This is a genomic window from Streptomyces sp. NRRL S-495 (assembly GCF_000966955.1).
Taxonomy (GTDB): Bacteria; Actinomycetota; Actinomycetes; order Streptomycetales; family Streptomycetaceae; genus Kitasatospora; species Kitasatospora purpeofusca.
This window is the reverse complement of the sequence record NZ_JZWY01000092.1, coordinates 1-25853: the sequence shown is the minus strand read 5'-3', so window position 1 is coordinate 25853 and position 25853 is coordinate 1. Positions and strand designations below refer to the sequence as shown.

Genomic DNA, 25853 nt, shown 5'->3' with positions numbered 1-25853 from the left:
GGGCAGTGCGGCGGGCGTACTCGCTGCGGCGCCGTCGGGCGCGGCCGGGCCGCCGTTCTCGCCGCCGGGCCCGGGCGGGACGGCCAGTCGGCGGCGGCGGCCGGTCGGTGTGGGACCGGCGGGCTCGGCCGGAGCCGGGGCCGGACCGGCCGGCAGGGCGTGCTCCAGCCCGGGGTAGACCGGGGTCTCGGGAACGCCGGGCAGGGCGAAGCCGCCGGAGGAGTCCTCGTTGCCGGGCAGCGCGCGGCGGCGTCGGGACGGCCGGGGCTCGGAGCCGGGCTCGTCCGGTCCGCCCGCGCCGTCCTGACCGCTCCGGCCGGCCGCCGGGTCCTCCGGGGAGGGGCCGGGGCCGAGGGCGATCGGTGTGCGCGGGCCGGCCGCGCTGTCGGCGGTCCGGGGCTCGCCGTCCGCGCCGGTGGTCCCGTCGCCGGGGTCCGGGGCGGGGCGCCCGGCGTCGACCGGGACGGCGTAGGCGGTGCCGGAGCGGCCGTCGTCCTTGCCCCAGGGGTCGCTCTGCGGGTCGTTCGGGCCGCCGAGGCCCTGCCGCCCGTACGCGGGGTCGTTGCCGGTGCCGTTCCACTGCTCGGGGACGGCCCGCTCGATCCGGGCCGGGGCGTTCGGCCACTGGTCGGCCGGGATGTCCAGGCGGTCGCCGGGTCCGGGGACGTCCTGGGCGGTGTCGTGGTCGGTGGTCGGCTGCTCGACGGCGGGGCGCCCGCGCCGGCCCCGGCGCTGCTCGACGACCGGCGCCGGGTCGGTGCCGGGCTCGGCGGCCGGGTCGGCCGGCGGACCGTCGGGGGCGGCGGTCGCGGAGTCACCGCGCCCGCCCTCCCGGGCGGTGCCGTCCGCCGGGGTGGCGGAGGAGCCGCGATCGGCCGCGGGGCCCGCCGCACCGGGAGCGGTGGGCGAGGCACTCTCGGCCGCCGGCTCCTCGGCGCGCGCGGTGGGCAGCTGCGGGATGCCCGGCAGATCGGGCAGGACGGCGCTGTCGCTCTCCTTGGGCCGGTCCGAGCGGCCCTCGGCACCCGCGCGCTCGGCGGCGGCCTTCGCGGCGACCGGGTCCAGCGGCAGCTCGACGACATAGGTGGTCCCGGCGCGACCCGGCAGCTCGTGCGGCTGGAGCACCCCGCCGTGCCGCTCGACCACCGCGCGGGCTATCGGCAGGTGGACGGGGCTGCCGCCGCGTCCGGGGCCGCGGATCTCCACCCGGGCGACCTCACCGCGCTGGGCGGCGGCGAGCACCACGGCCGGGGTGTCGCCCCCGCCCGGCGGAAGGGCCGGGGTACCGGGGGCGGCGAGCCCGGGGGAGGGCAGCTCGGGCTCGGCGTCCAGCGACAGGCCGACCCCGCTGACGTCCGCGACCAGGTGGGCCAGCGCCTGGGCGAGCCGCTGCTCGTCGGCGATCACCTCGACGGCGGCCGCGTGCACGGAGAACCGCACCCGCCCGGCGCCGACCAGCTCGCCCGCGTGCTCGACGGCCCGGCGGACCACCTTGTCCAGGGCGACCGGGACCCGCTCGGCGGGCTTCGGCCCGCCCTTGCCGTCCGCGGCCGCCGCTGCGGCGGCGCTCTCGCCGGCCTCGGAGCGCTGGTGGGCCAGCACACCGTCGATCAGCTTGCCGAACCGGCGGCACTCGTCGGCGAGCCGGCGCAGCGTCCAGTTGGCCTCGGGCCAGAGCTGCCCGGCCGGGTCGGCGGCGAGCGTGTCGATCCGCCGGTGCAGCGCGGTCAGCGCGCCGCCGAGCTCGCTCTCCAGGACGGCGGTGAGGTGCTCGTTGCGGGCGACCAGCGCGAGTTCGCGGCTGCGGTCGGTGAAGGTCATGACCGCGCCGACCAGCTGGTCGCCGTCCCGGACCGGGGCGGTGGTGAGGTCGACGGTGACCGGCCGGCCGTCCTTGCGCCACAGCACGGTGCCGCGCACCCGGTGCTTGCGGCCGGAGGTCAGGGTGTCCAGCAGCGCGGACTCCTCCAGCGACAGCGGGGTGCCGTCGGCCCGGGAGTGCTGGATCAGCGGGTGCAGCTCACGGCCGCCCAGCTCGCTGGCCCGGTACTCCAGGATGTGCGCGGCGGCCGGGTTGACCAGCACGCAGCGGCCTTCGAGGTCGACGCCGAGCACGCCCTCGGCGGCGGCCCGCAGGATCATCTCGGTCTGCTTGTGCTGGCGGCGCAGCTCGGCCTCGACGCCGAGCCGGCCGGTCAGGTCGCGGACCAGCAGCAGGAGCAGGTCGGAGGAGCGGGAGCCCTCGCGGTACGGGTCGTAGGGGACCAGCGAGGAGACCGCGTAGCCCCGGCCCTCGCCGGCGCCGGAGCCGTCGTCGTCGAAGTCGTTGCCGGAGACCTCGACCGGGAAGGTGCTGCCGTCGGTGCGCCGGGCCGTCATCCGGACCGGGCGGTCGAGCGCCTCGTCCTCGCGGGTGGCGGGTCGCATCGAGCCGGGGATCCGGCTCGGGTCGAACTCCGGGAGGAGGTCGAGCACACCCATCCCGACCAGTGACGTGCCGGGCGCTTGGAGCGCCTGTACGGCCGCGGTGTTGGCATCGACGACCGTGCCGTTGCTGTTGACCAGCAACAACGCATCGGGCAGGGCGTCGAGTATGGCGGCGAGGCGAGCAGCGCCTCGGATCGGCCTGCTGCTCACGTCGACAGGTCTCCTCGGCTTCAGGGCAGCTCTCTCCGGAGAGGGCAGTATCTCATTCTTCTTTGCGGCGAGGACGACCCGCCTAGTAACGTTGTCGGCGGTTGGTGCCGGGCCCCCGGGTTGTGGCATCATCACAGGCACAGGGAACGAGTCCGCGCACGCGGGGTTGGTCCATGTGGAGGAGGCTTCGCCTAGTCCGGTCTATGGCGCCGCACTGCTAATGCGGTTTCGGGGTTATTCCTGATCGAGGGTTCAAATCCCTCAGCCTCCGCAGCCGGGAGCCCCGTCGACGATCTTGTCGGCGGGGCTCTTCTCATGTCCGGGGCCCGCCGGCGCGGGCCGCCCGAGGTGCCCGGATCAATCGATTTCGTCCCGCGCCGCAGGTCATGTAATGTTGTTCCCGCACCGCCCCGCTGGAACGTTCACCGGGGCGAGCGCTCATAGCTCAACGGATAGAGCACTTGACTACGGATCAAGAGGTTGCAGGTTCGAATCCTGCTGAGCGCACCAAACCCCGCAAGACCGGATCCGTCCGGCACTTGCGCTCATAGCTCAACGGATAGAGCACTTGACTACGGATCAAGAGGTTGCAGGTTCGAATCCTGCTGAGCGCACCAGAAGAGAACCCCCGGCCCTGGCGGCCGGGGGTTCTTTCGTTTCCGGGGCAGCCCCTGCCGTGTGTGCTCCCGGTGGGCGCGGGCGGTCCGGCCCGCGCGGGGGCAATGGGTGGAATGCGTACCTTTCGGGTACATCCCGTCCTGCCGAGGGCCCGAGGCTGCCAATCGGGTGTCATACGGCCAATAGTGCAAGTGTCGCGGTATGACCGGACCAGGATCGTGATTCCGTTTTGTCACATCTTGTGTCCAGACTGCCCGGTCACCCAGGCCGCCCGGCAGCCGATCTGAAGGAGAGCCGGATGAACCGACAGTTCCCGGCTGCGGCCGGTGCCGCCGCGGTCCTGGCGGCCGGGCTGCTGATCGGTTGGAACCCGCCGCCCTCGGCCGCCCAGCAGTCCCCCGGGAGCTGGACCGCCGAACGCGGCGCGGTGCTGCCCTCCGGGCTCTCCGTCCAACTGGACTTCTCCGCCGACCCCGGGATGTCGGTCACCGCCGGCCCGGGGAAATTGGCGGACCGCGCCGGCGGCGGGCGTTCCCGTGCGCTCTACGCCGACGGACTCCGGCCCGGAGATCCCGCGCAGTCCTTCCGGATCGCCGAGGACCGTCCGCAGACGGACGGTTCCTGGCGCACCGTCGGAACGCTTCGGCTGACATTCTCCCGGGCCGTCCGCAATCCCCGGCTGCACCTCAGTGGACTCGCCGGAATCACCACCGGGAAATCCGGTTCCACCGGCACCGCGACCAGGCTCACCCTGACCGGCGGCTCACCGGCCGCCCCCACCCTGGTCAACCGCACCGACTGGCCCGGCTGGACGGTCGACGGCAACACGCTCGCCCCCGCCCGGGCCGACGGCGGCGCCGACGGCGACCCCGGGTCCGCCGCCGAGGGCAGCCTGGAGCTGGCCGGGACCTTCCGCACGGCGATCTTCCGGGTCGAGCGGCGCTCGACCGCCCGGGCCGGCTCCACCACCGCCCCGGGCCCGCTCACCCAGTCCTACACGGTCACCCTCGACGAGGGGGTCGGCACCGCGCCGCAGGGCTACGGCAACGCCTCCCACCTGCTCTCCGACCTCTACCTCGGCGGTGACGCCGCCACCCAGGGGGCCAAGGCCGACGGGCGGCCCGGCTGGCTGTTCCGGCGGCCCGACGCCGGTCGGGCGGACGGCGCGGTGGACGGCGGCACCGGCGGCGGGAACGGGTCCACGGGCGGCGGCAGCGGGGAGGACGGCGGGGCCAATCCGCCACCGCCGCAGCTCCAGCCCGGCCGGGGCGAGTACCAGGGCGCCGACCCGGCCGTCAGTTACCCCGCCGAGGCGGCGATCGGCCACGACTACCGGCTCACCCTCCCGGTCGCCGTCGGCGACTCCTCCGCCACCCTGGCCGGCTGGGTCGACTTCGACCGCAACGGCCGCTTCGAAGCCACCGAGCGGGTGCAGACCGAGGTCGCCCCCGGCGAGCACAGCGCCTCGCTGGAGTGGACCGTCCCCGCCGACGCGGCCTCCGGCGAGACCTGGGCCCGGCTGCGGATCGGCCGGGACGCCGCCCAGCTGGTGCCGGCCGGCGGCTTCGCCGACTCCGGGCAGGTCTCGGACCAGCGGATCCGGCTGACCGTCGGGGCCGCCCGTCCGGAGATCGCCGAACCGGTCGACGGCACCACCCTCGCCGAGGCCCGCCCCCGGATCTCCGGCGAGGGCGCGGTGGCCGGCGCCACCGTCGAGATCCGCGAGGGCGACACCGCGCTCTGCCGGACCCGGGTCGCCCGGGGCGGCGACTGGTCCTGCCGCCCGGACACGGCGCTGGCCCCGGGCCGGCACAGCCTCACCCCGGTGGAGACCACCGGCGGTGGCGTGGTGCTGCGCGGCGAGCCGGTGCGGATCACCGTCAGGACCACGCCTCCGGGCACGCCGGTGCTCACCCTGCCCGAGTTCACCAACGACCCGGGGCTGCAACTGGCCGGCACCGGCGAGCCGGGCAGCACCGTGACCGTGGTCGACCGGTCGGCCGGAACGCGCGAGGCGGCCGGCGGGGGTGGCGGCTCCGGCGGCCAGGGGACCGACCTGTGCAGCACGGGGGTCCGGCCCGACGGCGGCTGGTCCTGCCTGCCGGTGGAGAACCTGGCGGACGGTCGGCACCGGCTCACCCCGACCGCCGCCGACTTCGCCGGGAACCGGACCCCGGGTCAGACGGTCGAGCTGGTCGTCGACACGGTGCCGCCGGACCGTCCGGTGCTCACCGTGCCGACCGCCGGGGAGACCCTCCGGGTCGCCCGGCCCCGGTTCGCCGGGAGGGCCGAACCGGGGGCCCAGGTGCTCGTCACCGCGCGGCCGGAGCGTGCCGCCGAGGCCGCGCGGATCGTCGCCTGCGGGACGACGGCGGCCGTCGACGGCAGCTGGGCGTGCACGGCGAACCGTGACCTGGCGGAGGGGGAGCAGTGGCTGGTCGTCACCGCGACCGACCTGGCGGGGAACGGGACGGCGGCGGAGGCCGTGGCGGTCACCGTCGCTCCGGCGGGCGGAGCGGTCACGCCGACGCCTACGTCCACGCCCACGGTGACGCCCACGCCGGAGGCGACGCCGGACGTGACTCCCACGGTGGCGCCTTCGGTGACTCCTTCGGTGACTCCGGCTCCGGCGGCGAGCGCTGCCCCTACGCCGGTGCCGACGCCCACGGTGACGCCCACGGCGGTGACGGTCGTGCCGTCGTCGCCCTCGGCCGAGCCCACGACGTCCGCGCGCCCCACGCCCGCGCTCTCCCCGTCCCCGACGGCGGCGGTCCCGTCCCCGACGGCCTCGCCCTCGGTACCGGTGCCGCCGACCCCGCCGGTGCCGTCCGCCCCGTCCACTCCGCCCACGCCGTCCACGCCGTCCACTCCGTCGGTGCCGTCCCCGGCCGTCGCCGAGCCGGTCCTCGATCCCGTCCTGCCGGGGCTGCTGCCGATCGTCGTCCCCCCGGTGGCGGCCTCGCCCTCGCCGACCGCGGCTCCGGTGACGGTGGCTCCGGCCACCGGCCGCCCGTCCCCGACCGCTTCCGCCCCGACGTCCCCGACTCCGACTCCGACTCCGACTCCGGCCGTGACCGCGACCGCGAGCCCCGCCCACACCACCACGCCCACGCCCACCTCCACCGCCACCCCGACCACGACGGCGGCCGCCACCCCGACCGGGGCGGACCCGGATCCGGCGGACGTCTCGACCCCGGACCGGGACCCGTCCGACCGGAGCCGAGGTCCGGCTGCCCCGCCCGAGCGCGGACAGCAGCGGGCGGCCGAGCCGGTGGACCCCTCGTCGCCGATGTCCGCCGACCGGCAGCGGTCGGACGCCTGGCGCGGCGCGTTCGCCGGGATCCTGCTGGTGCTCACCGGGATCGGCCTGATCACCCGTCGGATGCTCGCTCGGGGAACCGGGACCCGACGGCGCTGAACCGCTCCCACCATCCGCTCATGTGCCTGCGCGTCAGCTCCGGCTTCGGATGATTCGTCAGGAAATGTCGACACACATAAGCTCAAATGTCGCATTTGATGACGTATGAACTTAGCCTGACTCTGGCACTGCCCGTCAGATCCGGGCCGCCCGTTGCGCGACACACTGAACCTGAGGATCCGTGCATGGACGTCACCCGCGATTCTTCGCAGCGACCCGACCACCTGCCCAAAACACTTCCCCCGGCGTTGCCGGAACGTTCCGCCTCCGGCTCCAGCCCGCTTGCCAAGGTGTTGCGGACGTCCGGGTCGGCCGCCGGACCGGCCGACAGCGGTCCGCCGACCACTCCGCTCACGGTCCTCCCCGGGCCCGCCGGCTCCTCCGTCGATCCGCGCGATCCGTTGGAGGCTGGGGAGCCGACCGTCCGGACGGTTCAGGTGGCCCCGCCCCCGCCCCCGGCACTGGTCGCGGACCCGGAGGAGGAGGTCCCGGCCGGGACGCCGGCCGCCGCCACCTCGCGCCGGCCGCCGCGCGCCGACCAGGCGCTCCGGGAGCGGGACGCGGCCGGTCTGCCCGGCTGGGTCGCGCTGCTGGCGCTGCTGCTCGGCACGGCCGCCGTCCTGCTGGTGCTGGTGCGCGACGGAGTCGTCCCGCACTGGGACGCGCTGCCCGATCTGCGCGCGGACGCCGCCCGTGCCAGTGGCCGGGCCGAGGTGACCGCCCGTTCGGTGGCCGCCGTGGCCGCCGCCGGGCTGCTCGTCGTGCTCGCGCTCGCCGGACTGCTGGCCAACGCCGGCGGCGAGACCCGGGTGCTCACCCGCTGGGGCCGCTACCGGGGCACCGTCCGCCGCACCGGCCTGGTCTGGGTGAACCCGCTGCTGCGCCGTCGCCGGGTGGACGTCCGGCTGCGGCACTGGCGCAGCGAGCCGGCCAAGGTGGTCGACCGCACCGGTACGCCGATCGTGGTCCGGCTGCTGATCGTGTGGCGGGTCAAGGACACCGCCCGCGCGCTGCTGGCGATCGAGGACCACGAGAGCTATCTGCGGGAGCAGGTCCAGGCGGTGCTCACCCGGACCGCCTCCATCCTGCCCTGCGACAGCAACGCGGCACCCGGGCCGGCCCTGCGCGACGGTCAGTGGTTCGCCGACGAGCTCACCCGGGCGCTGGCCGCCGAGGTCGCCCCGGCCGGGCTGGAGGTCTACTCGGCGCAGCCGCTGGCGCTGGACTACGCGCCGGAGGTGGCCGAGTCGATGCGCCGGCGCCGGCTGGCCGATCTGGACGCGGGTCTGCGCACGGTGCTGGTGGACGACGCGGTGGAGGCGGCGGCGCTCGCCGTGCGCCGACTGGAGCGCGCCACCGCGCACGAGCTGGACGAGGCCGCCCGGAGCGCGCTGATGGAGCACCTGCTGGTCGCCTTCGTCGCCCCGGCCGGAGTGGCCGCCTCGGTACCGCCCCCGGCCGCCCGGGCCGGGCGGAAGGAAGGACGACCGGCATGAGGATAGCCAGCGGCACGGACGTCGGCCTCGCGTTCGTGGACGGGACCGCCGACGGGCTCGACACGCTCGACGGATTCAACGCGCTCGACGGGTTCGAGGGCCTCGACGGCTTGGAGGGCCTCGACACCACGGACGGTTTCGAGGAACGCCTCGGCGGCGGTCCCGCGCTCGCGGGCTGTGGCTGCCCGCACTGCGCGGCCCGGCCGCGCACCGCCCGACCGGCAGGGCCGTCCGGGGCCGGCCGAATACACCGGGCGGTGCGCACTGCCTGTCTGGCCACCACCGTGCTGGCCGGCGCCGGGGTGGTCGGACTGACCGCCGGTGCCGGGGCCGCGCAGGCGGCGCCGGGCAAGCAGGGCTGGGACGGCTCCAAGTACTGGTTCAAGAACGCCCGGGGCGAGTGGCGCTGGACCGGCCACTACAGCGTGTACACGAAGGCCGTGGGCGGCGCCGGCTCCTCGTCCACCACCGGTACCCCGACCGGCTCCGGCGCCCCGGCAGGCTCCACCGGGTCCACCGGGTCCACCGCGCAGCCGGCCGCTCCCGAAGCAGCCGTCCGGTCCGCCGGACCGCGCCAGGGCTGGGACGGTTCCAGGTACTGGTTCAAGAACACCCGGGGCGAGTGGCGCTGGACCAGCCACTACGACATCTACCTCGACCGCACCGGCCGGTCGGGCGGCGGGACGCCGGCCCAGGACCAGGCCCCCTCCTCCGACCGGGTGGAGTCGGTGATCGGCTACGCGCTGGCCCAGCTCGGCAAGCCCTATGTGTGGGGCGGCAACGGTCCCTCCGGCTACGACTGTTCGGGGCTGGTGCAGCAGGCCTTCCGGCGGGCGGGCGTCGAGCTGCCGCGGGTGGCCGACGACCAGTACGCGGCGACCACTCCGATCGCGCAGGACCGGCTGCGCCGGGGCGACCTGCTGTTCTGGTCGGACAGCGGCCGGGCCTCGGGGATCCACCATGTGGGGATCTACCTGGGCGGCGGGAAGTTCGTCGAGGCGCCCCGGCCGGGGAAGACCGTCCGGGTGTCGACGATCAGCAACGGCTTCCGGCCGACCCACTTCGGCCGCCCCGTTGTCCACAGCCTGTGGACGACGCGGGCCGCCGGGGCGCGGTGCCGGGGTCAGGCGGAGGCGTCGTCCAGCAGCGCGGTCTGCGCGGGGGTGAGCTCCAGTGCGGCGGCGGCCAGCAGCGGCGGGAGCTGGTCGACGGTGCGGGCGCTGGCGATCGGGGCGGCGACGGTCGGCCGGGCGGCGAGCCAGGCCAGGGCGACGGTGGCGAGCTCGACCTCCTGCTCGGCGGCCACGGTGTCGAGCGCCTCCAGGACCTTGGGGCCGCGCGGGCCGTCCAGGTAGCGGCCGGCCCCCTCGGCGCGGGCACTGGTCACCGAGGTGCCGCCCGGGCGGTACTTGCCGGTGAGGAAGCCCGAGGCCAGCGCGTAGTAGGGGACGGTGGCGAGGCCGTGCGCGGCGACCACCTCGGCCAGCGGGCCCTCGAAGGTGTCGCGGGAGACCAGGTTGTAGTGCGGCTGGACGGCCACGTACTTCGCCAGGCCCTCGCGCTCGGCGAAGGCCAGGGCCTCGGCGAGCCGGTCGGCGCCGATGTTGGAGGCGGCGACGGCGCGCACCTTGCCCTCGCGCACCAACGCGTCCAGGGCGGTGACGAACTCCTCCACCGGGGTGTCGTCGTCCTGGTGGGTGTAGTAGAGGTCGATGTGGTCGACGCCGAGACGGCGCAGCGAGCCCTCGGCGGAGGACTTGATGTTGGCCGCGCGCAGCCCGCGCGCCTCGGGGTGCAGTCCGACCTTGGTGGCGACCACGACGGAGTCGCGGTTGCCGCGGCTGCGCAGCCACTTCCCGATGATCGTCTCGGACTCGCCGCCGGTGTTGCCGGGGACCCAGGAGGAGTAGGTGTCGGCGGTGTCCACGAAGTTGCCGCCGGCCGCGGTGTAGGCGTCGAGGACGGCGAAGGACGCGGCCTCGTCGGCGGTCCAGCCGAAGACATTGCCGCCGAGGGAGAGCGGGAACACCGAGAGCTCGGAGTCGCCGAGCTGCACGTAACGGGGGGCGTCGCTGCGGGAATCGGTCATGGTCCGAGTCAACCCGATCGGCGGGGCGGGCATTCCGGGGTCGTGGGGGACTTCACATGCTTGTCGCACAGTCGTAGTGCGGAGTCCGGGTGTCGGGGCGGTCCGCGGATTCGTTAGAGTCCCTGCCATGGCTGACAACGACTACGACCCCGCCGGCAGCACCCAGATGTTCCGGGCCTTCGTCGACGAGACCCCGGCACCCCAGGCACCGGGCTCCGTCAACACCTACGGCGCCAGCGGCAGCCGCACGGGCATGATCGCGGCGATCGCCGTGGCCGTGCTCGTGGTGGTGGGTGCCGTCATCTGGCTGGCGGTCAAGTAACCCTTGTGGCTGATCGCCTGGCGGTCCGGCGGCCGTACGGCCGCCGTCCCTGCGTCAGCAGGGCTTCCGCCAGGCGTCCAGTTCGAGCTTCTTCTGCATCGAGCTGAAGCCCAGGCCCTTGGTCTTGGCGCAGAACCGGTCCGTGCCGAGCTTGTACTCGACATGGAACACGGCCTTGCCCGCCTGGACGAAGGGCGAGAGCCGGCCGCACTCGTCGAACTGCGCGCACTCCTCGTTCACCGCGAAGTCGAAGTCGCCCAGCAGGGCGGGGATCTGCTCCAGGTCGTTCTTCAGGCCGATCGCCAGGCCGCGTTCGTGGGCGAGCGTGGCGAGCATGCGGTTGTAGCGGAGCTGGTCGTCCGCGGTCAGCGGGAAGCCGCTGTTCTGGTTGTAGGCCTCGATGGTGTCGGGTTCGACGGCGTCGAAGCCCTTCTGCCGGCACATGTCGAAGCGGGCCGCCATCAGCGGCTTCAGCTGGTCGAGCTTGCGGATGTCGAACCACTTCTCGCCCTTCCAGCCGTTGCCCGAGCCCTGGAGGGCCTGGGCGAAGGCGGCGGCGTCGGGGCGGAAGTCCTCCCAGGAACCGGCGTTGATGTAGCAGATCACCTTGCGGCCCTTGGCGTGCAGCGCGGCGACCACGGAGGCGTCGGTCTCGAAGCCGTCGATGTCGTAGACCGGGACGTCGACGGACTGGTCCACGCCGCCGCCGAGTTGCCACTGCCAGGCCAGGCCGGGGGTGGGCTGCCAGCGGGCTCCGGCGGGGGCGGCCGGTGTGCCCGGGGTGCCGGGGACGGCCGGAGTGCCGGGCGTGACGGGGTGGCCCGGAGTACCGGGAGCACTGGGAGTGCCCGGGGCGGAAGGCGTGCCCGGAGTGCCGGGCGGGACCGACGGGGTGCCGGGGGCCGGCGCCGTCGGCGAGCCCGCGTCGGCGGGGGAGGACGGGGCGTCCGGGGTGCCGGGAGTGCCCGGGACGGGGGCGGCGGTGGCCGCCGGGGGCTGCGCGCCGGTGGCGTCGGCCGAGGGGTCGTCCTCGTCCTCCGAACCCGAACTGCTGCACGAGGTCGCCAGCAGGGCGACGGCGGTGGCGAGGGCGAGGGCGGCGGCCAGGGGCCGGGTGCGGCGGGTCACGGTGCTCGAACTCCGGGTGGGGTCAGGTGGGTTCGGTGACGGGCCGACCGACGGTCAGCTCGTGCGGCAGGGTGCGCCAGGGGTTGTCCCCGCTGCCCGGCACGGCGCAGCCGACGCCGGCCCGGCGGGCGGCGATCAGCGCGGCGGCCTCCCCGGAGAGTTCGGCGGGCACGTCGTAGACCAGGTGGCAGAACCGGGCGGCGGCGTGCCGGCCGGTCCACAGCGGCAGGGCCAGCTCCTGGTACGCCGTCCAGTCGCCCTCGAAGGTGACCAGCAGGTCGGCCAGGCCGACCTCGGCGTACCCGGGGTCCGGGTGGTCCCCGTGGCCGAACACCACGGTGGCGCAGCCAGCGGCGCGGGCCGCGGTGGCGAGGCGCCGGTAGTGCGGCAGCGCGCCGGGCGCGGACGACACCTGGTCGAGGTAGACGCCGGTGATGCCGTGGCGCTGACGGTAGGTCAGGATGTCGCTCACCACGGCGGCGTGCGGCCGCCGGCCGTAGTCGGTGTCGGCGTAGCCGAGCAGCGGCAGACCGGCCTTGCGGAGTTCCTCCGCGGCCTCGGTGAACACGTGGTCGGGGTCGCCCGGCCCGTCGGCGAGGTTGAGCACGACGGCGGCGATCCGCTGCGGGTCGGCGGCGGCGACCGCCTGCCAGGCCGCCGGGTCCACCGCGGGGTGGACGTACAGCGGCACCAGCAGGCGGCCGTCGTGGTGGCTCCCGCCCGTCATGCGGTGGCCAGCGGTTCGGTGGAGAGCCAGAGGTCGCGCAGGGTCTCGTCGAGCCCGGTCTCCGGGTGCCAGCCGAGTGCCCCGGCGGCGGCCGACACGTCGGCCTGCTGCCAGGAGACGGCGGCGGAGCGCTCGGAGCCGGCGCCGCTCTCGTCGATCCGGCCGGCGAAGCCGGCTGCCGCGACCAGGCCGTCGGCGATCGCCCGGACCGGCCGGGCCTGCCCGGAGGCCAGGTTGAGCAGCCGCGGCAGCGGAGCCTCGGCGGCCACCGCGAGGGCGACCGCGCGGGCGATGTCCCGGGCATCGACGAAGTCGCGGTGGGCCGAGAGGTCCCCGACCCGCACCACCCCGTCGGTGCCCTCCGGCGCGGCCCGGCGCAGCTCGGCGGCGAGCCGGCCGGGCAGCGAACCGGCCGGGGCACCGGGGCCGACCGGGTTGAACACCCGGAGCACCACGGCGTCCAGCGGTTGAACACCCGGAGCACCACGGCGTCCAGCGGCGAGCCGGCCACCGCGAGGGAGCCGGCCAGCTTGGTGGCGCCGTAGACGCCGACCGGTCGGGCGTCGGCGTCCTCGGCGAGCGAGCTGCCGGGGGCGCAGACGCCGTACTCGCCGGCCGAGCCGATGTGCACCAGCCGGGCCTTCGGGGCGCCCTGTTCGAGCGCCTCGCAGAGCACGGCCGGGCCGCGGGCGTTGACCTCGGCGAGCTTGACAGCGCTGCCGGCCACCGCACCCGCGAAGTTGACCACCGCGTCCGGGGCGTGCGCGGCCAGCTCCTCGCCGAGCGGGCCGGCCTGGGCGGTGGCCAGGTCGAGCCGCAGGTCGTGGTCGGGCCGCCGCCCGGCGGTCAGCACGGTGGCACCCGGCAGGGACCGCAGGGCGGTGGCGGCGTGGCGGCCGAGGAAGCCGTCGGCGCCGAGCAGCAGGATCCTCACGCGGCCCGTCCGTCGTTCTCGGGGCCGGTCGGTACCGCCGCGGCCGGCTGCCCGTCGGCGGCGTCGACGGCGCTGCGGGCGGCGGGGACCGGCCGGTCCTGGCCGTTCGGCACCGCGTACAGGCCCTCTCCCGCGGCGGGGCCGGCGGTGGCCGGCCCGTCCGGGAGCAGCAGCGAGCGGTTGAGCGAGAACTCGGCGTTGGCCCGGTCGTAGTCGTCCGGGCGGCCGATGTCGAGCCAGTAGCCGTCGAACTCGTAGGCGGACGGCGGGGACTTGGCGGCCAGCAGGTCCAGCACCAGTTCGTCGAAGCCCAGCGGCAGACCCGGGGTGTACTTGGCGAGCGCTGCGCGGGAGACGCCGTACACGCCCATCGAGACCCGGTAGTCGATGCTCGGCTTCTCCTGGAAGCCGGTGATGGCACCGTCCTCGGCGGTCAGCACGCCGAAGTCGATCTTCACCTGGCGGGCGTAGGTGGCGATGGTGAGCGGGGCCCCGGACGACTCGTGGTGCTTGAGCACCCCGGCGAAGTCCAGGTCGGTGAGGACGTCGCCGTTCATCACCAGGAAGTTGTCCGGCAGCCGGTCCTGCATGGTGAGCAGCGGACCGAGGGTGCCGAGCGGGCTGTCCTCGACCGCGTAGCCGACCCGCAGCCCCCACTGGGAGCCGTTGCCGACGTAGGCGCGGATGATGTGGCCGAGGTGGCCGATGGCCAGGGTGACGGTCTTGAAGCCCGCGGCGGCGAGCTGGCGCATCACGATCTCCAGGATCGCGTGCTGGTCGCCGATCGGGACGAGCGGCTTGGGAAGCGCGGTGGTGTACGGGCGGAGTCGAACGCCCTTACCGCCGGCCAGGATCACTGCGTGCATGGTGGTTCCCCCACGGAAGTCGATGCGACAAGGGGCCTTCGGTGCCGGAGTGGCCGGAAGGCGGGACCGGGTCAGACGTTGTAGATGTCGGTCTTGTAGCGGGCCAGGTTCGACGGGTCGCGGAAGAACTCGATGGTCTGCTCCAGGCCCTCCTCCAGGGAGTACTGCGGGGTCCAGCCGGTGGCGGTGCGCAGCCGGGTGGCGTCGGCGACCAGGCGCATCACCTCGGAGTTGGTCGGACGGATGCGCTGCTCGTCCTCCTTGACCGTGACGTCGACGCCCATCAGCTTGCCGACCAGGGTGACCAGGTCGCCGACCGAGATCTCGCCGCCGGTGCCGGCGTTGAAGGTGCGGCCGACGACGGCCTCGGCGGGCGCGGTGCCGACGGTGCGGAAGGCCAGCGCGGTGTCCTTGACGAACATGAAGTCACGGGTCGGGCGCAGGTCGCCGAGGGTGATCTCGGTCTCGCCGGCCGCGAGCTGGGCGATCACGGTCGGGATGACGGCGCGCATCGACTGGCGCGGGCCGAAGGTGTTGAACGGGCGCAGGGTGACGACCGGGGTCTCGAAGCTGGCGTGGTAGCTGTCGGCCAGCCGGTCCCCGCCGGCCTTGGAGGCGGCGTACGGGGACTGGGTGTTGATCGGGTGGTCCTCGGAGATCGGCACGGTCTGCGCGGTGCCGTAGGTCTCGCTGGTCGAGGTGTGCACCAGGCGGGGGATGTCCAGGTGGCGCACGGCCTCCAGGACGTTCAGGGTGCCGGTGACGTTGGTCTCGATGTACGAGTGCGGGGCCTGGTAGGAGTACGGGATCGCGATCAGGGCGGCCAGGTGGTAGACCGCCTCGGTGCCCTTCACCAGGCCGTTCACGGAGCCGGGGTCGCGGACGTCGCCGAGGACGATCTCGACGGAGTCCAGCACCTCCTTGGAGAGGGTCTCCAGCCAGCCGAAGGACGAGAACGAGTTGTACTGGACCATCGCGCGGACATGGTGCCCGTCGGCGACCAGGGCTTCGACGAGGTGGGAGCCGATGAAGCCCTCGGCTCCGGTGACGGCGACGCTGCTCATGGTGATTCGCTTCCTGTGTCTTTCGGGGACGTGTACTGCACGGACCGGCCGGGTGTGGTGACGGTGTGGTGACCCGGCCGGAGGTGGTTCGGTCGGTGCTGGTTCCGTGTTGCGCTGTTCAGCTGTTCAGCGGTGCCGGTTCAGCGGGCGCCGCATCAGCGGTGCTTGGTGGTGCGGCCGAGCACGGGCCCGGCGATGGCGGTGAGGACGGCCGCCGCGGCCCCGCAGCCGATCAGCTGCAGGACGGTCGGGTCCGCACCGGTCAGCAGTCCGGCGCACTCGGCGCCCGCGGCTGCCAGACAGATGAGGGCGGTGCTCCAGCTGAGCCCGAAGGCGTTCAGCAGCAGCGCCAGCCAGAGCGAGCCGCCCAGCAGCAGCAGCGCGCCGAGCTCCGGGACGCCCAGCGCCGGGGCGCCGGGCCAGAGCACGGTGGCGGCGGCGTCGAGGGCGGCCACGGTGGTGAGGTAGATGAAGAGGCAGCCGAGCAGTACGCCGCCGGTGCGGCGGCCGAACTCGACCGGGGTGTGACTGGTGCGCAGCGCGGCCACGGCCATCGCCCGGTAGCGGAAGAGCAGCCACTCGGCGAGTCCGAGGCTCAGGGTCAGGGCGATCATGGCCGGCCCCGTCGGGCTGGTCGAGACGCCTTCGGCGCTGCCGGTGCGCACCGCCTGGTGCACGGTGACGCCGAGTCCGGCGATCAGGGTCAGGGTGCCGACCGCGAGGCCGAACAGCAGGTGCGGGACCTCCTTGGACAGCGGCAGCCGCAGCGGGACCGGATCGGCCTCGCCGCGTCGGCAGCGCAGCAGTTCCCGGGCGGCGAGCCAGACCGCGAGGCCGAGCGAGGCCAGCAGCACCGAGGTGCGGACGACCTGCGGCACATCGACGGCGAGCACGACCCCCGCTCCGACGGCCGACGGCGCCAGCGCCACCAGCAGGAACTTCTCCCGGCCGAGCACCAGCAGCACGGTGGCCGCCGCGAGGTAGCCGGACTGTCCGGCGGCGAAGCACAGCGCGCCCAGCGGCCCGCCGACCACATAGCCGGCGACGGCCGCGGTCAGCGCGCCGAGCGGCGCCCCGATCGCCAGACAGGTCGCGGCCGACCGCCGCCGCCCCCGGCCCAGCCAGGTGTAGGAGCGGTGGGCCAGGGCCTGGTTCCAGGACCAGCTGACCAGGGTTGCGACGGACAGCGCGAGCATGCCCGAGGGCAGTCCGAAGCGCATCCGGTCGGCGGCGAAGAGGTTGGCACCGAGCAGGTAGCCGAGACCGGGCAGGGCGAACACCAGGCCGCGCACGACGCACCGCCAGGGGTCGGCCCGCCAGGGGTTGGCGAACTCGGCACTCGGCCCGGGGTAGCGGCGCTCGACCCGTTCGAACAGCTCCTCGGCGACGGTGAAGGAGTCGGGGCGGCCGTACAGCAGGGCCGCCTGCTCGTCGGAGAGGCCGTCGGACTCCAGGATGGCCGCGATCTCGTAGGGGTGGACCGCGTCCGCGCAGATCTCGCGCAGCCGGTCGGCGAGCTCGTCCAGCGGGTCGGCGGAGAGGTCGAGCTGCTCCGGCACCGGCGGGCGCTGGGCCGGCAGGGTCGGGCGGCGTCGCTTGAGCGGCAGGACCCGCAGCTGGACGGTCTCGTCGACCGCCTCGTCGGGGACCAGTCGCAGGGGCCCGCTCATGCGGTCACCTCGCGGTACCCGCGCCCGCCGACGACGGTCGTGCTTCGCCGGTTCATGCGGTCACCTCGCTGCGCTCCTGCTCGGCCGCCTGCTCCCAGTCCGGGTCCGGCGGGCCGTCGGTGACGGCGACCACGCCCTCGGGGAGCCAGCGGGCGGTGCCCAGCAGTTCGGTGTAGATGCCGCGGAAGCCGTCGATGTTCTGGCGGAGCGTGAACTGGTCGATCACCCGCAGCCGGGCCTGCTCGCCGAGCCGGGCCCGGCGCTCCGCGTCGCGCAGCAGCTCGATCGCGGCCGCGGCCATCGGCTCGGGCTCGCGCGGGGGGACGACCAGGCCGGTGTCGCCGACCGCCTCGCGCACACCGCCGACGTCGGTCGAGACGGTGGCGCGGCCGCAGGACATCGCTTCGATCAGGGTGAACGGGAAGCCCTCGCTGATCGAGGAGAGCATCACCACGTTCCCGGCCGCGTACGCGTCGGTGATGTCCGCGACCCGGCCCTCGAAGACCACCGAGTCCCCGGTGCCGAGCTCGGCGGCCAGCGCCTCGCACTTCTCGCGGTAGGCCTCGCCGCCCTTGGGCGTGCCACCGAACAGCCGCAGCCGGGCGTCGGGTATCTCGCGCCGCACGATCGCGAACGCGCGTATCAGCGTCTCGAGGTCCTTGATCGGGTCGACCCGGCCGGCCCAGCTGAGCGTCGGGGNCCACCGAACAGCCGCAGCCGGGCGTCGGGTATCTCGCGCCGCACGATCGCGAACGCGCGTATCAGCGTCTCGAGGTCCTTGATCGGGTCGACCCGGCCGGCCCAGCTGAGCGGGCCCAGCTGAGCGTCGGGGTCTCCGGCTCGGGCCCGGCGGGCGGGAAGGCCGCCGGGTCGACGCCGTTGTACACGGTGCGGATGTGCGTGGAGGGCGTGCCGCCGCGCTCCTCCCAGCGCCGGTTGTACCGGTTGCCGGGGGTGACCAGCGCGGCCCGTCGGTAGCTCTCCTCGGCGAGCATCCGGTAGAAGCCGAGCAGCAGCGCCTTGACCGGCCAGCGGTACGGGCCGGTGCGGTAGCCGAGGTAGCGCTCGCGCAGGTAGATGCCGTGCTCGGTCAGCAGAAACGGTACGCCGTACTGCTGCGAGGCGATCAGGCCCGGCAGGGTGGCGAGGCCGCCGCTGGCGGCGTGCGCCACGCCGTCGCGCGGCGGCTCGACCGAGAGCGGCCGCAGGGCGTGCTCCAGCAGGTCGGTGGCGTTCAGCGCGTCGTGCATGGTGGGCCGGGAGACCGCGGTGGAGAGGTAGTCGCGGGTCCACACGTGCTGCAGGGTGCGCAGGGCGCGCTCGCTGCGCAGCGCCGGGCTGAGCAGCCCGCGCCGGGCGAGGTCGGCGAAGCCGTACAGCTCGGTACCGAAGTGGGTGGTGTAGACCGGGTCCAGGATGGAGTGCAGGAAGCGCTCGTAGGCGTTGAGGAAGCGGCGCATCTCCTTGCCGCGCGGCGCCTTGGCCTCCGAGGCCGGGCCCCACAGCGGGGCCGTGGTGACCGACCGCACGTTGGCGGGCAGCTCCCAGGCCAGTGCTTCGTGTCCGGTACCGGTGACGGCGATGATGTCGAACTCGACGTCCGGCATGCCCTGTACGAGTTGGTCGCACCAGACACTCACGCCGCCGTGCTGGTGCGGGTACGTCCCCTCGGTGAGCAGGGTGACGCGCATCTCTGTCCCCCCTCCTGTTCTTGCCTCAAGCTCCCGGCCGAGTCGGCCGGTGGGTGGTGCCGGTGGCGGGCCGGGGGAGCCGACCCGCCACCGGGTTCACCTGTCTAGCGGGTGCCGGACGTACCGGCGGTCTTCTTGACGGGTTCGGCCTTCCCCCCGGAGGCCTTGCCGTGCTGTGCGGTGTCGCCCTTGCCGGCGGCCTTCCCGGTGGTACCGGTCGCCTTACCAGCAGTGGTACCAGCAGCGGCGTTCTTGCCCGCCACCGGGGCCCCACTGCCGGGGACGAGGGTCGGCGCGTCGGTGCGGTCGGTGTCGCCCGGACCGGCCGGGACGGCGTCCGCGGTGCCCTGCGGGACGACCTTGGTGTCGGCCGGCGCCGGGGCCGCTACGGACTTGGCCGCGACCGACGGGCTGACGGCCGCCGGGGCGGCCGGCGCGGCCGGCAGCTGCAGCTGGACCGCGCTCTGCAGCTGGCCGGGCTTGACCCAGCCGGACAGCGAGCCCGCGTAGGCGGTGCCGAACGCGGCGGTGCCGATGGCGAGCTGCTGGACCGTGCCGGTCGGCATGGTGGCCTGGACCTGGACGCCGGACGGGGCGCTGACCCGGACCGCGTTGCCGACGCGGTAGGCGGTGACCTGGCCGGCGGAGACGGCGTTGCTCCAGGCCGCGCGGCGCTGGAACTCCAGACCGAGGTCCTTCTGCGCCAGGTTCACGACCGGGGTGTTGTCGGCGTGCAGCGAGCGGTAGGTCGAGAGGACCTTCTCCAGCACCGGGTAGACGATCCGGTCCTCGGACAGGTTCGACTGGTGGATGAAGTGCGGCCGCGGGTCGTTGTTCAGCACGTGGCCGAGGTCGATCCGGGCCTCCAGCGGCACGATGTACGACTGGTAGCCGGTGTTCACGTCGAGCGGGGCCGGCAGGCAGGTGGAGTTGGCGTTGCTCTCGCAGACGCCGCTGCCACCGTTGGCCGCGCTGGTGTAGATCCAGTTGTACTCGTCGGTCTCCTCCTTCGCCGTGGCGGCGTTGTAGAAGACGTTCATCGGGTAGCGCGGGACGGTCAGCGCCGCGCCGACGGCCCGCTGCGCGGGCTCGCGGGAGGCGTCGCTGGCGGTCCACTTGACCCCGTTGGCGGCCAGCGACGGGGCCAGGTACGGGTTGTCGCTGGTCTCCTGCGGCGCGGTCAGCAGACCGGAGTGCTCACCGGTGACGAGCTCGGTCCGGTCCAGGGTCAGGCCCCGGGCGGCCGCCCAGTCGAGGTTGTTCTTGATCTGGGAGGTGATGGTGGCCTGGTCGACCCAGACGGTGCTGCCCGCGGCGTTCTTGGTGCACTTCCACGGGACCACCGAGACGTCCTGGAGGCAGCCCAGGTACGGGTGGGTGTAGGTGTGGTTGACCCACCGGTAGCTGCTCTGGTCGGCGATCATCCGGTCGACCACCGGGTCGGCGGTCGTCTCGTGGTCGGCCTTCCAGTCCTCGCTGCCGCCGCCGTTGAACACCATGTCCATGGTGAAGTTGTGGTCGAGCTGCCACTGCTTGGCGAACTGCGCGTCGGCGACCGTCATCCGGATCGGGTTGGCGGTCTCCGGGGTGCCGGGCGGGCAGGTGACGTCACCGGGGGTGCACTTCAGCACGGTGTCCCAGCGGTCGTCGGCCAGGAAGACGTCGTCGACGTGGGCCGCGAAGTAGTTGCGGTCGTAGCCGAGGTGGACGCCCTGGGTGATCCAGTCGACGATGCCGCGGGCCAGCAGGCGGTACTGCTGCTGGTACTGGTTGTAGACGAAGGTGACGACCAGTTCCTTGCGGCCGTCGTGGGCGTACTCGCCGACCAGCGAGCCCTTGGCGGTGCTGCCGGGGATCGGCACCTCGACCAGCGGGGTGAAGCTGGAGCCGGCGGGCAGGTCGGTCCTCGGGGTGGCCAGGTAGCCGTAGCTCTCCGAGATGGCCGGGTCGTTGTCCTCGAAGGGTATGGTGCCCTTGAGGTACCCGAACGATCCGCCCAGGCCCGGGGTGGTGACCTGGCCCTGGAAGCCGTCCAGGGTCCCCATGTAGCCAGGGTCGACCGCCCAGTTCAGGCCGACGTCGGGACGGGCGTAGGTGTAGGCGTCGACCTGGCGGACACCGAACGCCGCCTCGTACGCGGCGATCGCGGCCATCTCGGCGGAGCCGGCCGTGAACGGGTTGTCGTTGGGCAGGACGATGCCCTGGTACTTGCCGCGCGGCTGGCCGTTCAGCGTGTCGCTCAGGAAGGCCGTGTCGATCACCGGGCGCCCGGCGTCGTTGAGGTCGACGAGCTTGTACGGGGTGCCCTGGCTCTTGAGCTCGGCCGCGATCGCGGCCGTGGCCGGACCGCCGTCGCTGATCACGAGAACGGTGAGGTCGATCCGGGGCGTAGTGGTGGCGGCGTGCGCGAGGGACGACTGCAGGCCACCGGCCAGCAGAACGGCTGCCGCGCAGGCGGCAACTCTTCGGGTCGCTCGACCCATGTTGTCTTTCCTCCCCTGGGCAGGGCGCTCCGCTGCTCGCGTTCACCTGCCCTGTAGCTGTTCGAGGGCAGCAGGCTGCCCGGCGCCCATCCTGGTGGAACTTGCGTTCCTGGCGGGACTGAATGGGCAGGAGTGCAGCGAATCTGTTACCAACGTTCATGGTCGGGCCATGAGCGCGCTGATTGTGGCCGAAACCGCACCGGCTACGCAAATAATCAATTAAAAATTAAAGCCCGGAACCTAGCGTTACCGCTGCTCACCCATCGTGTGAGTCGACGGATGAACCGGACCCTACACTGGCCGCGTTGCCCGTGACACTCTTGCACATCCTGTCGTTTTGATGGGCAGGTTCATGCAATATCGCTCACGGTTGTGCCATGTCACCGTCCGAATATCCAATGGGGGGCGCAGCGTGACCGATCAGCCGACCGAGGCCGCCGATTTCCCGGCCGCCCGCAGCCTGGGCCTGTTCGGCGCCGTCAACGCCCGCGACCTCGGCGGCTATCGCACGGCCGAGGGGCTGGTGCTCAGGGCCGGCGTCGCACTGCGCAGCGACGGCCTCAACCGCCTCACCGACGAGGACCTCGGGCGACTGGCCGGGCTGGGCCTGCGCCGGATCGTCGACCTGCGCAGCCGGGACGAGGTCCGCGAGGCCGGTGCGGACCGGACGACCGACGGCATGACCCTGCATCATGTACCGGTGTTCGCGGTGGACTTCGACATCCACGCGACACTGCGCTCGGCGCTGGCCGAACGGGATCCGGCCGGGCAGCGCTCCCTGCTCGGGAACGGCCGCGCCGGGGCGATGATGACCGGCCTCTACCGGTGGTTCGTCACCGATTCCATTGCCCGCGAACAATTCGCCCGGGTGCTGAGGCTCCTGGCCGAACCGGGCGCCTCGCCGCTGCTGTTCCACTGCTCGGCCGGAAAGGACCGGACGGGGTGGACGGCGGCGGTACTGCTGACCGCTCTGGGGGTGGACCGGGAAACGGTGGTCACGGATTATCTGCTCACCAACGAGCGTTCTGCCGCCGTGGTCGGGAGCGTCCTGGAGAGCCTGCGGGTCCGCGGTCTGATGAGCGAGCCGGAGCTGCTGCTTCCGGTCTTCCGGGCCGAGCGGCACTACCTGGAGGCGGCCTTCGAGGAGGTCGGGGCCGGCTGGCCGGACTTCGACGCGTTCTGGGCGGACGGCCTCGGGCTGGACGGGGGCGTGCTGGCGGGCCTGCGGGCCAATCTGCTGGAGTCCGGGGACCGGTCGGAGCTCGCGGCCCTGGTGGGCGCGACGGCCCCGCGGGCGGCCGCGGAGCCGCCCCTGGGCGCCGGGTCGCCGGAGGCCTGAGCCACCCGGCCACCGCTCGGCACGCTGCCAGGCCCACCGCCCGGTTCAGTCCTCGGTTCAGCCCTCGGTGGTCAGGCCCTCGCGCAGCTGGGTGAGGGTCTTGGTGAGCAGCCGGGAGACGTGCATCTGGGAGATGCCGATCTCCTCGCCGATCTGGGACTGCGTCAGATTGCCGAAGAACCGCAGCATGATGATCCGGCGCTCGCGCGGCGGCAGCTTGGCCAGCAGCGGCTTGAGCGACTCCCGGTACTCCACGCCCTCCAGCGCGAGGTCCTCGTAGCCGAGCCGGTCGGCCAGCGGGCCCTCGCCGTCCTCGTCGCTCGGGCTGGAGTCCAGCGAGCTCGCCGTGTAGGCGTTCCCGACCGCCAGGCCCTCCACCACGTCCTCCTCGCTGACGCCGAGGCAGGCGGCCAGCTCGGCGACGGTCGGAGAGCGGTCGAGCCGCTGGGCGAGCTCGTCGCCGGCCTTGGTGAGCGCCAGCCGCAGCTCCTGGAGCCGCCGGGGCACCCGCACCGACCAGCTGGTGTCGCGGAAGAAGCGCTTGATCTCGCCGACCACCGTCGGCATCGCGAAGGTCGGGAACTCGACCCCGCGCTCCGGGTCGAAGCGGTCGATCGCCTTGATCAGGCCGATCGTGCCGACCTGGACGATGTCCTCCATCGGCTCGTTGCGGCTGCGGAACCGCGCCGAGGCGTAGCGGACCAGCGGCAGGTTGAGCTCGATGAGGGTGTCACGGACGTAGGTGTGCTCGGTGCTGCCCGGCGCGAGGGCGCCCAGCCGCAGGAACAGCGAGCGGGAGAGCGTCCGGGTGTCGAGCCCGGATCCCGACGCGGCTCCGGTGTCCGGCGCGGCTCCGGAACCCGGCGCCGGTCCGACGTCCGGCGCTGCCCCGGAGTCCGGCGCGGTCCCGGCCCGCTGGAGCGGGATCTGCGCGGCGGAGGCCGCTTCAGCGTGGATCTCCGCAGTGCCCAGCTCTCCGGACATGCACCCACCCCCTCGTGACTGACGGTCCAACGGGTGCCGCCGGGGGAACGTTCCCGTGCTCCCGGCCGGCCCTCTTCCCCCCTCCATACCGGCTCACGATCCCCGGCAAACCCGAACGTCGCAAGATGTCACGCGGCGGTGACGCCCCGTTGTCGCGCCGTGACGCGGCGGGCCGGTCAGTCGTCCCAGGAGTTGCCGGTCCTGAGCCTGGTCAGGATCCGGGACAGCAGCCGGGACACGTGCATCTGGGACATCCCCAGCTCGGTGCTGATCTGCGACTGCGTCAGATTGGCGAAGAAGCGCAGCATGACGATCCGTCGCTCCCGCTCGGGCAGCTGGACCAGCAGGTGGCGGACCATGTCCCGGTGCTCGACCTCGGCCAGCGCGGAGTCCTCGTAGCCGAGCCGGTCGAGCAGCGCCAGGCCGCCCTCGTGCTCCTGGGCGGCCTCCAGGGAGGCCGCGTTGTAGGCCCGCCCGGCGTCCAGGCAGGCCCGGACGTCCTCCTCGGGGATGCGCAGGCTGGCGGCGATCTCCGGCACCTTGGGAGTCCGGCCGTGGACCACGGTCAGCTCCTCCATCGCCCCGCTGACCTGCACCCAGAGCTCCTGGAGCCGGCGCGGGACGTGCATGGTGCGGACGTTGTCGCGGAAGTAGCGCTTGATCTCGCCGAGGATGGTCGGCAGCGCGTAGGTCGGGAACTGCACGCCGCGGCCGGGGTCGAAGCGGTCGATGGCGTTGATCAGTCCGATGGTGCCGACCTGGACGACGTCCTCCATCGGCTCGCTGCGGCTGCGGAAGCGGGTGGCGGCGTACCGGACCAGCGGGATGTTGACCTCGATCAGCGCGGCCCGGACCCGTTCCCGCTCGGGGGCGTCCGGGGGCAGCTCGGCCAGCCGCTCGAAGAGCACCCGGGTGAGGGTCCGGACGTCGACGGTGGGACGTCCGCCGGGGCCGCGCAGGCCGTCCGGGCGGAGCTCTCCGGCCGGGCTGATCACGGTGGCGAGCACCTCGTCGTCCGGTGCGCTCCCTGGTGTCCGCACGGACACGTCACCCCTCCCAATGTTGACAACGGTGGGACCTGCGGACCGGGTGCCCTGTCTCGTTCATCACCTCACCATGTCCGGCAAAACCGGTCATAGCATCACAAGGCGGGCGCATGTCGGGCAAGTACCGCGTGGAGGTGTGTTGGTGCGGCGCCGGGTGACCGGCGGTCCCGTCGGAGGGGTGGCCCGGGGATCGTTCCGGGACAGAGCAAGGCGCCCCGCCCGGGTGTCGGGCGGGGCGCCGCGGCCGTCCGGGGGACGCGCCGGCCGGGGCCGGGGCGTCCGGAGGAGGGCCCGCCGGGGTCAGACCTCGATGTCGGCGATCACCCAGGTGGCGAACTCGCGCCACTGGGCGGCCGCGGCCTGGTGGGCCGGGTGGGTGAGGTACGCCTGGAGGGCCTCGCGGTCCTCGACCAGGCTGTTGATGGCGTAGTCGTGGGCGATGTCGCGGTCGGTGATGTTCCAGCCGCACTCCCACTCGCGCAGCTCGGGGACGACCGGGCCGAGCTCGGCGAAGGCCTTGGCGCCGGCGAGCGCGCGCTCGTCGTCCTTGCTGACGCCTTCGTTGAGCTTGAACAGGACCAGATGGCGGATCACGGTGCCGCTCCTCGCGGACGGGGTCGGATGTCGGGCCCACCGTAGCCGGTGGGTCCCGGACTACTTCACCAGGCCGGTCATGAACGTGCCGATCGCCTTGGCGGCGTTGGAGATGCCTTCGAAGCCCAACTGCACCAGCTCGGCCGCGCGGGCCGGCGAGGTGATGATCGTGTAGAGCACGAAGATGAGCAGGAGGACCATTCCGATCTTCTTCGCCTGCGCCATCCGGTGACCTTCCTCCCTGCTGTGGGCCGCCGCCGTTCGGTCCCCGAGCGGCCCGTGCAACGGGCAGCTTATCCACCCGGACGGTCTATCAAGTGTGCGACGCGTTCACCCGGCGGGACGAAGGTCCCCGCGACAGGGGCCTTTCTCCGGGTGCCGGGGCCCGGCGCGGACGGCAGGATGGTTGATGTACCGAGGATCTGGCAGGAATCACCGGTACATGGATCCGGAGCCCCCGCTGTGGGACCGGGCGCCGCGACTTCCCCCCGACGCGGCTCCCGGTTGTGGGACTCCGCCGGGGGAGCGGTCAGTCCCCCCGAGCCGCTCCCCCCTTCCAGGCTCCGTACTCGACAGGCGTTGGTGGTCATCGGCCGACGGGTACGGAGCCTTTTTTCGTGCCCGGATCCGTGCCCGTGCTCGGGTCAGGGTCCGGGCCTGCTCCAGGTCCGAGTGCGTGCCCGGGAACGCCGAGAGCCCGTCCGGATCTCCGGACGGGCTCTCGGTCTGGCTGGCGGTAGCGGTGGG

16 protein-coding genes, 3 tRNA genes and 5 pseudogenes are annotated in these 25853 nt (G+C 73.7%); 8 read left to right on the top strand and 16 right to left on the bottom strand.

What is annotated here, in order from left to right; all coding sequences use genetic code 11:
• The coding region (locus tag VR45_RS46735) for a PAS domain-containing protein (RefSeq protein WP_159394134.1) at positions 1 to 2637 on the bottom strand (2637 nt) is incomplete at its 3' end.
• A 180-nt stretch (positions 2638 to 2817) separates the two neighbouring features.
• Here VR45_RS46735 and VR45_RS06940 point away from each other — a divergent pair.
• The 6 genes and pseudogenes from VR45_RS06940 to VR45_RS48385 all read left to right on the top strand — a co-directional run.
• Positions 2818 to 2908, top strand: a tRNA-Ser gene (locus VR45_RS06940).
• Between the two features lie 163 nt (positions 2909 to 3071).
• A tRNA-Arg gene (locus VR45_RS06935) sits at positions 3072 to 3147 on the top strand.
• A 31-nt stretch (positions 3148 to 3178) separates the two neighbouring features.
• Positions 3179 to 3254 (top strand) — tRNA-Arg (locus VR45_RS06930).
• 299 nt (positions 3255 to 3553) lie between these two features.
• Positions 3554 to 6673 carry an Ig-like domain-containing protein gene (locus tag VR45_RS06925; protein ID WP_045938782.1) on the top strand — a complete coding sequence of 1040 codons (3120 nt, stop codon included), beginning with the start codon at positions 3554 to 3556 and terminating at the stop codon, positions 6671 to 6673.
• Positions 6674 to 7110: 437 nt separating this feature from the next.
• Entirely contained in the window at positions 7111 to 8169 is a 1059-nt protein-coding gene (locus VR45_RS06920; protein ID WP_052708891.1) for an SPFH domain-containing protein, read from the top strand.
• Positions 8166 to 9209: pseudogene (locus VR45_RS48385) on the top strand (C40 family peptidase); the annotation flags it as partial. The gene VR45_RS06920 and the pseudogene VR45_RS48385, both read left to right, overlap by 4 nt.
• An 83-nt stretch (positions 9210 to 9292) precedes the next feature.
• Here the strand turns inward: VR45_RS48385 and VR45_RS06910 are convergent.
• Positions 9293 to 10258, bottom strand: a complete 966-nt coding sequence (locus VR45_RS06910) for an aldo/keto reductase (protein WP_045938780.1) — start codon at positions 10256 to 10258, stop codon at positions 9293 to 9295.
• Positions 10259 to 10385: 127 nt separating this feature from the next.
• Between VR45_RS06910 and VR45_RS06905 the strand changes: the two genes are divergently transcribed.
• A complete protein-coding gene (locus tag VR45_RS06905; RefSeq protein ID WP_045938779.1) occupies positions 10386 to 10580 on the top strand; it encodes a hypothetical protein in 195 nt (64 codons plus the stop codon).
• 54 nt (positions 10581 to 10634) lie between these two features.
• Here VR45_RS06905 and VR45_RS06900 read toward each other — a convergent pair whose 3' ends face one another.
• The 10 genes and pseudogenes from VR45_RS06900 to VR45_RS06860 form a co-directional block, all read right to left on the bottom strand.
• Positions 10635 to 11708: an endo alpha-1,4 polygalactosaminidase gene (locus VR45_RS06900; RefSeq protein ID WP_234325861.1), complete on the bottom strand. Its 1074-nt coding sequence runs from the start codon at positions 11706 to 11708 to the stop codon at positions 10635 to 10637.
• A 22-nt stretch (positions 11709 to 11730) separates the two neighbouring features.
• Positions 11731 to 12435 carry a spherulation-specific family 4 protein gene (locus VR45_RS06895; protein WP_045938778.1) on the bottom strand — a complete coding sequence of 235 codons (705 nt, stop codon included), beginning with the start codon at positions 12433 to 12435 and terminating at the stop codon, positions 11731 to 11733.
• The gene (locus VR45_RS50475; protein WP_353612667.1) at positions 12432 to 12890 is read right to left on the bottom strand and encodes an NAD(P)-dependent oxidoreductase; all 459 of its coding nucleotides are present in this window, start codon (positions 12888 to 12890) and stop codon (positions 12432 to 12434) included. The genes VR45_RS06895 and VR45_RS50475 overlap by 4 nt, the downstream gene beginning before the upstream one ends.
• Before the next feature lie 77 nt (positions 12891 to 12967).
• Positions 12968 to 13369 (bottom strand): annotated as a pseudogene (locus VR45_RS50470) (NAD-dependent epimerase/dehydratase family protein); the annotation flags it as partial.
• 164 nt (positions 13370 to 13533) lie between these two features.
• A pseudogene (locus VR45_RS06885) lies at positions 13534 to 14235 on the bottom strand (sugar phosphate nucleotidyltransferase); the annotation flags it as partial.
• 71 nt (positions 14236 to 14306) lie between these two features.
• A complete protein-coding gene (locus VR45_RS06880; protein WP_045938777.1) occupies positions 14307 to 15299 on the bottom strand; it encodes an SDR family NAD(P)-dependent oxidoreductase in 993 nt (330 codons plus the stop codon).
• A 155-nt stretch (positions 15300 to 15454) separates the two neighbouring features.
• Entirely contained in the window at positions 15455 to 16969 is a 1515-nt protein-coding gene (locus tag VR45_RS06875; RefSeq protein WP_045938776.1) for a hypothetical protein, read from the bottom strand.
• A gap of 52 nt (positions 16970 to 17021) precedes the next feature.
• Positions 17022 to 17666, bottom strand: a pseudogene (locus tag VR45_RS06870) (glycosyltransferase); the annotation flags it as partial.
• 62 nt (positions 17667 to 17728) lie between these two features.
• Positions 17729 to 18660 (bottom strand): annotated as a pseudogene (locus VR45_RS06865) (DUF3492 domain-containing protein); the annotation flags it as partial.
• Positions 18661 to 18764: 104 nt separating this feature from the next.
• The gene (locus tag VR45_RS06860) at positions 18765 to 21143 is read right to left on the bottom strand and encodes a hypothetical protein (protein WP_234325860.1); all 2379 of its coding nucleotides are present in this window, start codon (positions 21141 to 21143) and stop codon (positions 18765 to 18767) included.
• Positions 21144 to 21555: 412 nt separating this feature from the next.
• Between VR45_RS06860 and VR45_RS06855 the strand changes: the two genes are divergently transcribed.
• On the top strand, positions 21556 to 22482 hold the full coding sequence (locus tag VR45_RS06855; RefSeq protein ID WP_052708889.1) for a tyrosine-protein phosphatase: 927 nt from the start codon (positions 21556 to 21558) through the stop codon (positions 22480 to 22482).
• A gap of 57 nt (positions 22483 to 22539) precedes the next feature.
• On the opposite strand, the gene VR45_RS06850 is transcribed toward VR45_RS06855, so the two are convergent.
• The 4 genes from VR45_RS06850 to VR45_RS47825 all read right to left on the bottom strand — a co-directional run bounded on the left by VR45_RS06850 (position 22540) and on the right by VR45_RS47825 (position 25307).
• Positions 22540 to 23466 (bottom strand): RNA polymerase sigma factor SigF, encoded by a 927-nt coding sequence (locus VR45_RS06850; RefSeq protein WP_045938775.1) that lies wholly within the window; start codon positions 23464 to 23466, stop codon positions 22540 to 22542.
• Positions 23467 to 23642: 176 nt separating this feature from the next.
• Positions 23643 to 24425 carry an RNA polymerase sigma factor SigF gene (locus VR45_RS06845; RefSeq protein WP_234325862.1) on the bottom strand — a complete coding sequence of 261 codons (783 nt, stop codon included), beginning with the start codon at positions 24423 to 24425 and terminating at the stop codon, positions 23643 to 23645.
• A gap of 387 nt (positions 24426 to 24812) precedes the next feature.
• Complete coding sequence (locus VR45_RS06840; protein WP_045938774.1) at positions 24813 to 25106, bottom strand: Dabb family protein; 294 nt, start codon at positions 25104 to 25106, stop codon at positions 24813 to 24815.
• Positions 25107 to 25166: 60 nt separating this feature from the next.
• Positions 25167 to 25307: a hypothetical protein gene (locus tag VR45_RS47825; RefSeq protein ID WP_199839657.1), complete on the bottom strand. Its 141-nt coding sequence runs from the start codon at positions 25305 to 25307 to the stop codon at positions 25167 to 25169.
• Positions 25308 to 25853: the final 546 nt, after the last annotated feature.